Source organism: Sphingobacterium lactis, assembly GCF_011046555.1.
GTDB classification, from domain to species: domain Bacteria; phylum Bacteroidota; class Bacteroidia; order Sphingobacteriales; family Sphingobacteriaceae; genus Sphingobacterium; species Sphingobacterium lactis.
The window spans coordinates 2,617,817-2,629,012 of record NZ_CP049246.1 but is presented as its reverse complement, the minus strand read 5'-3'; the positions used below and the strand labels follow the sequence as shown (position 1 = coordinate 2,629,012).

Genomic DNA, 11,196 nt, shown 5'->3' with positions numbered 1-11,196 from the left:
ATATGAATTTAAAAAGATCAATATTATTTGTAGGATTGCTATTCGCGACGAGTACCACAGCGGTATTCGCTCAGACAGGCAATATCAGAAAAGCAAAGACTGCCATAGGTAAGTTCGAGGAACTTAAAGGAGCGGGAACTGCTGCCCTAGGGAAAACAAGTTTAACCGAAGCACAGACTGCAATTGATGAGGCTGTTGTTCATGACAAGACAAAGGATAATCCTGAAGCATGGACATTCTACAGCATTATCTATGCAAACATTGCTTCATTGGACAATAATGCCGAAGCTGCAGCTAAAGCAAAAGATGGTATCGCGAAAGCAACGGAGTTGGATACTGACAAAAAATTTGCGGAAAACATCAAAGTGGCTTCCCAAACTTTAGGTCAGTTCAAGTTCAACCAAGGTGTTGCTTCGTGGGATAAACAAGACTACAAAACAGCATATACCGATTTCTCGGATGCCCTAACCTACCTTCCTGGTGACACGACCCTAACGTTCTATTCCGGATTAGCTGCCGTACAGAACAAGGACTATGATAACGCTATCGAAAAATACAAAGCGTTGATCCCTGTTAAGGAATATTCGAGCCACAAAACGGTGATGGTAGACCTTCCGAAACTTTACCTTTCCAAAGGTGATACAACATCAGCTATCGCTGCGGCGCAAGAAGCTGTAACAGCTTATCCTAACGATAACGATGCAGTCGTTCAGAACATCGAATTGAACCTGATCACTGGAAATGAAGCAAAGATCGTTTCCGATATTGAAGCACAATTGGCTAAGGATGCATCCAACAAGAACTTACATTACTACTTAGGTTTGGCACACAGTGCGGCTGGTAATGATGAAAAAGCATTGGCTGCATACCAAAAAGCAATCGAATTGGATCCAAACTACATGGAAGCCAACATGAACGCAGCTGTTGTGATCATGAACGGTGGTCGTGAAGATTTAATGAAGCTGAATGAAGATAAAACGTTGAAACAAGCAGATTACGACAAAAAACTAGGTGAGATCAAAACAAAGATCGCTGTTGCGGTTCCATACCTACAGAAAGCTGTCGATATCGATCCAAAGAATGTTGATGCTTTGAAAAGCTTAAAAAGCTATTACGATTTCATCAACGATGAAGCAAAATCAGCAGAATTACAAGCAAAAATCAACGCGTTGAACTAAGGTTCAAAAGCAGTATAGAAAAAGCCGAATTCCTTGGAATTCGGCTTTTTTAGTATATCAATTTCTTATGAATATTTTCTCGATTTCAATATCATCAAGATCTTAACCCAAAGCCACATCCAGCACCATCATAATAACAAAGCCGAGCACAAAACCTAGGATAGGAATATCCGAGTGCTCCTCTTGCTGTGTCTCCGGAATAACTTCTTCGATCACGACGAACAGCATCGCTCCTGCCGCAAAAGCCAAGGCATAAGGAAGAACAGGCATAAAAAAGCCAACCGCAAAAGCGCCAAGCACAGCAAATATAGGTTCTACGATTGCCGAGAGCTGGCCATATTGGAAACTTTTCCATTTTGAGAGGCCCATACGTCGCAAGGGCATCGATACAGCAATTCCTTCCGGAAAGTTCTGAAGCCCGATCCCCATTGCCAAGAGGACCGCTCCACTGATGCTTGCCTCTGGTGCTCCGCTCGCCGCGGCACCAAAAAGAACACCGACTGCCAAACCCTCGGGAATGTTGTGCAAAGCAATGGCAATGGTCAGTAGTGTTGTCCGATGCAGCGAAGATTTAGGTCCCTCCGATTTCAGGAAATTCAGGTGCAGGTGAGGCATAAGTTTATCCAGACCAAAAATGAAAAGTGCACCCAAGATAAAACCAATCGCTGCAGGCATGACCTTTTCAAACTTTTCGCCTGAACTCATCTCGATGGCCGGAGAAAGCAACGACCAAAAACTGGCCGCAATCATTACACCCCCCGTAAAGCCAAGCATCCCGTTCATCAGTTTTTTATTGACCCCCTTAAAGAGAAAAACACCGGACGCTCCCAATGCCGTCACACCCCAAGTAAATAAACCCGCTAATAGGGCCGCCACAACGGGATCCAATGTACCCAAATACGCAACAAGTTCTTCTAACATCTTTAGAATTATCTATTTTGGCTTGAAAATACTGTATTCTTTTTATATTCAGCAACCAATTCCTTCCATAATTTAATTTTTTGAAATAAAAATTCTAGATTTTAACTCCTCTACACCAAATTTAAGCTGCTTTCAGAAGAAAATTGCTCCATACCAGGTCATATAAAAATAGGCACCTCTTTCGAAATGCCTACCTTATTCTTTACGTATGTTTATACAAAGAAAAAATCGCTATTAAGCTATATGCGCTCGCAACATCCAAGCAGTTTTTTCATGTTTCTCCAAAATGCCGACCAAGAAATCCTCAGTTCCCGCATCCTCCAGTTCTTCAACCTTTTGAATATCTTCTCTTAAAGAAATTATCAAACTTTCGTAATCATTCAACAGTTCAGCAATATAGCCTTGGCTGTCATTTTTCTTGTACTTCATTTCCGTTAACTGCGTAAGCGCAAGGTATTCCTTTAAGGTACCAACCGCATAGTGACCTATAGCGCGTACTCGCTCTGCAATCTCATCGATCAGCTCTGCTAAATCATTGTACAGTTCCTCAAAGAATAGGTGTTGTGCGTGGAAATCTTGCCCTTCAATATTCCAGTGTGCATTCCTCACTTTGGTATAGAGCACAGTTTCATCGGCTAAAAGTTTGTTTAAGATCTCTGCTACAGCTTTTCTGTTTGTTTCTTTAATTCCTATATTTGTTTTCATGATATATGTTGTTTATTAATAAGCACTTGCGTTATTCAATTTTTCCAAAGCTTCATCTCCAAGTCGCAATTGGATAGCTGAAACAAAGCTTTCTAAATGTTCTTTTTTGGTTGCACTTGCTATCGGAGCAGCGATAGTGGGCTGTTCCAGAAGCCATGCCAATGCCACCGCAGAAGCAGAGGTACGGTATGCCGCTGCCACCTCATTCAAAGCTTCAACTATTTTACGACCTCTATCGTTCCAATACCGCTTTTCGATCCCCTCACCACGTGCTGATTTCTTGAAATCATCATCAGTCAGGTATTTTCCAGAGAGGAAGCCACTCGCTAAGGAATAGTAAGGGATCACTGCCAAATCACGTTCAGCCGCCAAGGCTTGATACTCCTTTTCAAATTTTTCCCGATCATATAAGTTATATTCCGGTTGCAAAGAAATATAGGCAGGAAGTTCCTTTTGCTGGGCAATATCCAAACTTTCCTCCAAACGGTCCGGGCTGATATTCGAAGCACCGATGTAACGAACCTTTCCTGCCTGAATCAGATCTTCATACGCCCGAAGGGTTTCTTCGATACCGGTTGTTTCATCATCATAATGTGTTTGATAGACATCAATATAATCTGTCTTCAACCGTTTTAATGACAACTCCACCTGTTCCTTAATATATGCTGCTTTGGTATTCGGTTTGGTATCATAGCCAAACCGTCCCCCTACTTTGGTCATTAACACAACCTGATCTCGGTTTTTGCGGGCATCTAGCCAATTCCCAATTATATTTTCAGACTCCCCACCTTGATTGCCTGGCACCCAATGGCTATAGTTATTTGCAGTATCTATGGCATTGAAACCCAGATCAAGGAATTGATCCAATATGGTAAATGAAGCCTCTTCATCTAGAGTCCATCCAAAAACATTACCTCCAAAAATTAGTGGAACAAGCTGTATGTCAGTATTCCCAAAAGCTATTTTATTACTCATGTTTTCCGTTGTTAAGTATTGTCAATTTACGTATAAAAACGCCTTAAACAGCCAATTGTTGGCAATTTTTTGTCATAAATAAGACAGTTTATAAGCTTCCCAAATTATGCTTACTTTTGCAGGCATATTCAAGAAATTTTGGGAAGCACAACATTTATCCATCGATTTACGGAAGACGTTTCGGAACTGCCTTTACCGGAGCGTTTTACCTTTCCGTTTGCCTACGTTCCACATCCGCTGAGCAGATTAGCGGCGGAGCAGGTACAACAGTACTTGGAGCATCAGCGTGACTTCGAGCACAACTTCGGGCTTCAGGAAAATCAGCCGGGTTTGGTAATCGGAAAGATGTTCGGTGTGCTCGTCGTCCAGGATACCGATGGCAATCTGGGTTTCCTTGCTGCAGTATCCGGCAAGATGGCGGGTAGCAATACCCATTCCTATTTCGTACCGCCTATTTTTGATATGCTTTCCCCGGATGGCTTTTTTCTACAAGAAGAAGAAGTCATCAATGCGCTGAATCACCAGATCAAGGAAATGGAAGCTGCTGATAGCCTAAAGGACCTTAAGAAACAAGCAAAACAAACGCGGGATGAGCAGGATGAACTTTTGGCTTCCCTACGGAAAGCGCATAAGCAAAATAAATTGGATCGGAAGATCCAGCGGGAAGTACAGGAACCCCTGCTCTCGCCTTCCGAATATGCTGCACTGAAGGAAGATCTCGTTAAACAGAGCTACCGCGATCAACATATCTTTGCCGTCCAAAAAGAACTGTCCGCCCAAGTAATTGCGGAAGCGGAGCGCAATCTCCATACCTTTCTGGAAACCATAGCACAGTTGAAGCTGGAAAGGAAAACCCGTTCTGCCGCACTGCAGAACAGACTTTTTGACCAATATCAATTTCTCAATGCCCATCTGGAAAAACGCGCCGTATTGGATATCTTTCAGGAAGCCAAACAATTGCTGCCACCTGCGGGTGCAGGCGAATGTGCCGCACCAAAACTATTGCAATATGCCTATCAACATGCACTAAAGCCCATCTGTATGGCCGAATTCTGGTGGGGCGATTCACCAAGCTCAGAAGTCCGAAAACACCTGAGCTACTACCCTGCTTGCCGAGGTAAATGTGAGCCCATTCTCGGCCATATGTTACAGGGATTAGCGATCGATCCGAATCCGATGCTTGAGAATCCTGCAGCAGATAAAGAATTGGAGATCCTGTATGAGGATAATGACCTGATCATTGTCAACAAACCTGCAGAATTCCTATCCGTACCGGGCATCCATATTCAGGATAGCGTGCAGAAACGAATCGAGGCACGGTTGCCAGATTATACCGGTCCGATCATCATCCACCGCTTGGATATGTCTACCTCTGGCATTCTGGTGTTGGCCAAAAACAAATATGCCCATCAGTTTATCCAGGATCAATTCATCAAGCACCAAGTACAAAAAAGATATACCGCTCTTTTGGACGGTATCATTACGGCTAAAGAGGGACAGATTGACCTTCCCTTACGCGTGGACCTCGATGATAGACCCCGCCAAGTCGTCTGCTATACTTATGGAAAACCAGCCTTGACCCTATTTAAGGTTGTGGCCGTTGAAGGGAACAGAACACGTATCCATTATTTCCCCCAGACAGGGCGCACGCATCAATTACGTGTGCATTCCGCACATGCGCAGGGTTTGAATGCGCCTATTGTGGGTGATGATCTATATGGTGAAAAACTTGACCGTTTGCACCTGCACGCGGGCTACATCAAATTTATCCACCCGACAACAAAAGAGGCGATGGAATTTGAAGTTGCCGATCCATTTTAGTTTTTATATGGCGGGAAATCGCTACTTTTATATAAAATCTATTCCATGGAAGTCTTAAAATACGCCTATCAACATCCATTGTTCACCAATGAGGATTTACAGCAGATTTTCGATGCACACGAACAGGTAAACCTGGCCAAAGGTGAATTTATCTTGGAAAAAGGCGCTGTTTCCAACGAATATTACATTCTTGCCGATGGCCTGACCAGGACCTTTCTTTACGACTATGAAGGCAATGAGATCACAACGGGATTCACAGGCAACAATGAAGTCGTCATTGAAGTAGCCTCCATATTCCAGCGCATTCCGACCCAGGAATACATCCAATGTCTTACGGATTGTACGCTATGGAAAATCGACTACGATATCTTTCAGGAATTGTTCCATAAGATCCCCGCCTTCCGGGAATGGGGCCGTGCATGGATGGCCTTCGAACTCTACCTCAGCAAAAAGAGAGCAACCGAAATGATTACCGAACCTGCCAAGAACAGATACCTGCACCTGATGGAAGAAAAACCGCAAATCATCCAGCAGGCACCACTCAAGTACATCGCTTCTTATCTCGGTGTGACGGATAGCTCCTTGAGCAGAATCAGAAAGGAAATACTACAGGCATAAACATGGAAGAAATAACGAATAAACCTTTTAAAAACATCAATTTCCAGGAAGCAACCTTTCCCTTGGCGGAATATGAATCCTGCGTATTTGATCAATGTAATTTCGAACAGGTTGACCTCAGCTCATTCAAGTTTATCGACTGCCGATTTACAGATTGTAACCTGAGCCTCGCCCCTGTTGTTGGCACTTCCTTTCAAGATTGCCAATTTGAACAATGCAAAATGATCGGGATTCGTTTTGATGAGGCCAATCCCTTCAATTTGCACATGGAATTCAATGCCTGCAATCTGGAGCACAGTTCTTTCTTTGGTGTAAAGTTGGTGAAGGCGAACTTCTCAACCTGCAGGCTGCAGCATGTAGAATTTGAAAACGCCCAACTGAAAGAAGTTAATTTTACCGAATCGGATCTTTTGGGTGCCCATTTCCTCCAGACAAATTTGGAGAAAGCCAATTTTGTTGGTGCAACCAATTACGAATTGGATCCGGATCAGAATATTATTAAAGGTGCGAAGTTCTCCATGGATGGTCTTCCCGGGTTATTGCAGAAGTTCAAGATCAAGATCGTCCAGTAAAAGATTGCAATTGTTAGGAACCCGTTAAATTTCCGCCTAAGCCCTGTTTTAATTTGTGCTGACCGACAAATATCCTTAAATTTAGGGATATGAAAATATTGGCATTCGCAGGGAGCAACAGCTCCGATTCCATCAACAAACGGTTGGTCACTTCGGTGAGCAAATATTACAAGGAAAAAGAGGATGAGATCCAGATCCTGGATTTAAATGATTTCGAAATGCCACTATTTTCCAAGGACAAGGAAAAAAAGGATGGTATTCCTGACCTCGCGCATGAATTTGCGAAGCGGCTCGATTGGGCCGATCTCATTTTGATTTCCTTTGCTGAAAACAACGGCAGTTATAATGTGGGCTACAAGAACCTCATCGATTGGGTTTCCCGTATCCGGGGCCGCAAGATCTTCCCAGACAAACCCGTATTCATCATGGCGACCAGTGAAGGTGCTAGAGGCGGAAAATCTGTGTTGGCAGCAGCTGAAGATCGGTTACCACGCGATGGCGCAAACCTGCTCGACACCTTCTCCCTACCTGAATTCAGCAAAAATTTTGAAGATGGCAAAGGTGTCATCACACCCTTATATAGAAGCGAATTGGAAGCGAAAGTCCGCAAGACCAAACGCAGTATGGCCAAGATTTTAGAAGAAAAACAACAATAAATTTAATATTCATATTATGGCAAAGAAAGTATTATTATTAGTTGGTGATTACGTAGAAGACTACGAAGCAATGGTTCCCTTTCAAGCAATGGGTGCCATCGGTATAGAAGTAGATGCCATTGCACCTGATCGGAAAAAAGGTGATGTTGTGCCAACGGCGGTTCATGACTTCACCGGCGACCAAACGTATAAGGAATTGCGTGGACACAACTTTGCAATCAACAAGGATTTTGATTCGGTCAATACCGACGATTACGATGGACTGTATATTGCTGGTGGTCGCTCTGCGGAATATATCCGATTGAATAAGCGTGTATTGGAAATTACCAAGGAATTTTTCGATAAGGACAAACCTGTTGCAGCAATCTGCCACGGCATCCAAGTCTTAACGGCTGCCAAGGTATTGGAAGGTCGTACATTGACGGCTTATGTTGCAGTAGGTCCAGATATTGAACTTGCGGGTGGCACTTGGAAAAACATCCCTGCCGATCAAGCAGTCGTTGATGGAAACCTCGTAACCTCACCAGCTTGGCCAGGACACCAGGAAATCCTGAAGGAATTCTATAAATTATTGGGCATAAAAATCACGCTCTAATGAAGAATAAGAAAATATGGTGGTTTGCAATTCCACTGATCTTATTCTTGGGCTATTTGATCTACGATTCTTACTCCCAACCGAGTATTGAAGACCTTCCTGGCGATTTTAAGGAAGTGGCCTTCGTACGTAACGAAAACAATAAGGGCGGAATAATCAGGATTTATGCCGTGACCGTAGGCTATCAAATGAATGCGGCCTATGATCAAGCTGCAGATTTATTCCCTGTAAATGACTACGGAAGCACAACAAAGATTTATTTCTTTGATAAGAACAAACCTTTCCCGACTGCTTTACAATTGGAAGATCCGCATTATGACACGGCAAAATACGAAGCCATCAATATCCTCAGACGCACAGGAACCTCAAAATAAGGACATTACACAGCGAAAGGCAACCCAATGGGTTGCCTTTCTTTTTGCATCCAACCTCAATCTTTATTACTTAACATAAAATTAATATACCATTTACAATGAATTTTAAACAATTAGTTTAATTTTGAAGCTATATTAACTGAAATTATCAAAGTATGCATATTACCCCAAAGCCGGTAAACGTTCCAAAAAGGGAGAAAAAGGCTTACCAAACACCAACGATCCAACAAGTATTCATCAGCGACACAAAAAACACTATCCATAACAAAGAAAAACAAAACTAAAACTCATTCCATAGGATCATTTTAAAATAATTAAAGGATATTGTAAGCCAAGAAAAGGTAAATTTTAAGGGCTTAATGGAAATCGTCAAGATTATTGTTCAACGAAACTCTTCTTCTTTTGATTGTCCGCAGAATTACTTGGCTTAAGATAGATCCTTGCAAGGAATAATCAGTAAGAATTCAATTATTAACAAATAAATCATCGAGCTAAAGTCCATCACAGAACGGCGTCACCTTAATTGCAGTTCCGATGAATAAAATGGATGAAATTTGGGTTTAAAGACACAAAATGATATTTAATAATATCATATTAATTTGTTAACTTTTACCAAATAAAGCTCGAACATCTTTGAGCTATGATGTTAGATAAGGAAATGGCAAGCAAGTTTATCCCAAGAGATATTAGTTGGTTAAGTTTTAATGGTCGCGTGCTACAGGAAGCTGCCGATCCCACAGTCCCCCTTCATTTACGGATTAAATTTCTGGGTATATTTTCCAATAACCTGGACGAGTTCTTCCGTGTCCGGGTAGCGGCGCTAAAGCGCGCTGCAGAAATCAATACCAAAGAAGCCAACAGCTATTTCTATACCCTGCCCACCTTGATCTTGGAGAAGATTACGGAAATTGTGATCAAGCAGCAACGTAAGTTCGATCAGATCTGGGGAAATGTGCAAAAGGAAATGGCCAAACAAAAGGTATTCATCAAAACAGCGGAAGAGTTGAATGAAACCCAACTGCGTTTTGTACGGGATTACTTCGACGAAGAGGTGGAGACCAATATCATTCCACTTATCCTGGACGAAGCCAACCCCATGCCTTACCTGCGGGATAAGAGTCTGTACCTCGGAATTGCGATGTATAAGGAAGACTGGCAGTACGACACGAAATTTGCGATTATCGAATTACCTTCAAAACAATTGGGCCGTTTCGTTATTCTGCCATCGCCAAAGAACCAGAAACACATCATCCTTATCGAGGATATCGTTAAGGTAAATCTACCGTATATCTTTTCCTATTTTGGTTTCGACGAGTTTGTTGCTAATACCTTTAAGATTACCAAGGATGCCGAATTTGATATCGACAACGATGTGAACACGACCTTGGTCGAAAAGATCAGCAAGGGTATCAAGAACCGTCGGAAAGGAAAGCCGACACGCTTTGTATTCGATCAGGAAATGGACCCGAAATTATTGGAACTGCTGATCAAGAAACTCAATCTGAGTAAGAAAGATAGCATCATTCCCGGTCAGCGCATCCACAACTTCAAACACTTCATGGATTTCCCGGATGTATTCCGGTCCTACACTAAACCAGCCGAACGGGTCAGCTTTGAGCATCCCGATTTCAGCTTTGGTGACAGGGTTACGGATGTCATCCTGAAAAAGGATGTCCTCCTCTCCTTTCCATACCACGAATTCCGCCCGATGATCGACTTGCTCCGTGAGGCGGCGATGGATCCGGATGTAAAATCCATCAAGACGACGATATATCGGATGGCGACCAACAGTAAGATCGCCAATGCGCTCGTGAATGCCGCCAGAAACGGCAAGGAAGTAACGGTGATGTTGGAATTGCGTGCGCGGTTTGATGAGGAACACAATTTGGACTGGAAGGAGCGATTTGAAATGGAAGGTGTAAAGGTCCTGGTCGGTATCCCCAACAAGAAAGTCCATGCGAAACTGTGTATCATTAAGAAACGCGTAAATAATAAAACGATCCAATACGGTTTCGTCAGTACGGGGAATATCAATGAGAAAACAGCGAAATTATATGGTGACTATTGCCTAATGACGTCCAACAAAGGTGTTATGGCGGACATCAATAAAATATTCAATGCGCTTCAACGCCCAAAAGTCCCTTTGGTCGACAGCATCAAGAACAATAAAAATCTGCTGATCTGTCCGCTGGATATGCGTTCTGAGATCTGTCGGTTGATAGACGTCGAGATTGCTGAAGCAAAAGCCGGAAGGAAAGCGCGGGTGATCATCAAGATCAATTCGCTCAGTGACAAGGAATCGATCAAGAAAATCTACGAAGCCTGCCATGCGGGTGTTCAAGTGGATTTAATTGTGCGTGGTATTTTCTGTGCCGTTAACCAGAAGAAATTCGATAAACCTTTCCACGCCATCAGTATCGTGGATGAATATCTGGAGCATGCACGTGTATTTTATTTTTACAATGCCGGCAAGGAAATGACGTACATCTCCTCCGCCGACCTCATGACACGAAACTTGGATCATCGAATTGAAGCGGCCGTAAAGATCAACAACAAGAAACTAAAGCAAGAGCTGAAAGAAATGTTGGAAATCCAATTACTGGATAATGTAAAAGCACGGTACCTCAACAATAAACAGAACAACGAATACGTACAGACTGAAGGTCCTGAATTCCGTTCACAGATTGAAATCCACAATTACCTGAAAGCGAAAGCCGAGGAAATCATCCTGCAAACTGAGTAATTTTTATTTTGCTAATATTTTTAGTATTTTTACTGAAA

General features: G+C 42.7%; 11 protein-coding genes. 8 read left to right on the top strand and 3 right to left on the bottom strand.

Annotated features, from left to right (window positions below; translation table 11 throughout):
- Nucleotides 1–2 precede the first annotated feature (2 nt).
- The gene (locus G6N79_RS11435; RefSeq protein WP_103906423.1) at nt 3–1,178 is read left to right on the top strand and encodes a tetratricopeptide repeat protein; all 1,176 of its coding nucleotides are present in this window, start codon (nt 3–5) and stop codon (nt 1,176–1,178) included.
- Nucleotides 1,179–1,280: 102 nt separating this feature from the next.
- Here G6N79_RS11435 and G6N79_RS11430 read toward each other — a convergent pair whose 3' ends face one another.
- From G6N79_RS11430 to G6N79_RS11420, 3 genes are all read right to left on the bottom strand, one after another.
- On the bottom strand, nt 1,281–2,099 hold the full coding sequence (locus G6N79_RS11430; RefSeq protein ID WP_103906424.1) for a ZIP family metal transporter: 819 nt from the start codon (nt 2,097–2,099) through the stop codon (nt 1,281–1,283).
- A 234-nt stretch (nt 2,100–2,333) separates the two neighbouring features.
- Nucleotides 2,334–2,804, bottom strand: a complete 471-nt coding sequence (locus G6N79_RS11425) for a Dps family protein (protein WP_103906425.1) — start codon at nt 2,802–2,804, stop codon at nt 2,334–2,336.
- Nucleotides 2,805–2,819: 15 nt separating this feature from the next.
- A complete protein-coding gene (locus G6N79_RS11420; protein WP_103906426.1) occupies nt 2,820–3,779 on the bottom strand; it encodes an aldo/keto reductase in 960 nt (319 codons plus the stop codon).
- A 138-nt stretch (nt 3,780–3,917) separates the two neighbouring features.
- Here G6N79_RS11420 and G6N79_RS11415 point away from each other — a divergent pair, with 138 nt between their 5' ends.
- The 7 genes from G6N79_RS11415 (at nt 3,918) to ppk1 (ending at nt 11,158) form a co-directional block, all read left to right on the top strand.
- Complete coding sequence (locus tag G6N79_RS11415; protein WP_103906427.1) at nt 3,918–5,600, top strand: RluA family pseudouridine synthase; 1,683 nt, start codon at nt 3,918–3,920, stop codon at nt 5,598–5,600.
- 45 nt (nt 5,601–5,645) lie between these two features.
- Nucleotides 5,646–6,218, top strand: coding sequence for a Crp/Fnr family transcriptional regulator (locus G6N79_RS11410; RefSeq protein ID WP_103906428.1), 573 nt, complete (start codon nt 5,646–5,648; stop codon nt 6,216–6,218).
- A 2-nt stretch (nt 6,219–6,220) separates the two neighbouring features.
- On the top strand, nt 6,221–6,790 hold the full coding sequence (locus G6N79_RS11405; RefSeq protein WP_103906429.1) for a pentapeptide repeat-containing protein: 570 nt from the start codon (nt 6,221–6,223) through the stop codon (nt 6,788–6,790).
- An 89-nt stretch (nt 6,791–6,879) separates the two neighbouring features.
- Nucleotides 6,880–7,446, top strand: a complete 567-nt coding sequence (locus G6N79_RS11400) for an NADPH-dependent FMN reductase (protein WP_103906430.1) — start codon at nt 6,880–6,882, stop codon at nt 7,444–7,446.
- Nucleotides 7,447–7,462: 16 nt separating this feature from the next.
- The gene (locus G6N79_RS11395) at nt 7,463–8,041 is read left to right on the top strand and encodes a DJ-1/PfpI family protein (RefSeq protein WP_103906431.1); all 579 of its coding nucleotides are present in this window, start codon (nt 7,463–7,465) and stop codon (nt 8,039–8,041) included.
- The gene (locus G6N79_RS11390) at nt 8,041–8,415 is read left to right on the top strand and encodes a hypothetical protein (protein ID WP_103906432.1); all 375 of its coding nucleotides are present in this window, start codon (nt 8,041–8,043) and stop codon (nt 8,413–8,415) included. The genes G6N79_RS11395 and G6N79_RS11390 overlap by 1 nt, the downstream gene beginning before the upstream one ends.
- Before the next feature lie 640 nt (nt 8,416–9,055).
- Nucleotides 9,056–11,158: a polyphosphate kinase 1 gene (gene ppk1, locus G6N79_RS11385; RefSeq protein WP_200818793.1), complete on the top strand. Its 2,103-nt coding sequence runs from the start codon at nt 9,056–9,058 to the stop codon at nt 11,156–11,158.
- Nucleotides 11,159–11,196 lie beyond the last annotated feature (38 nt).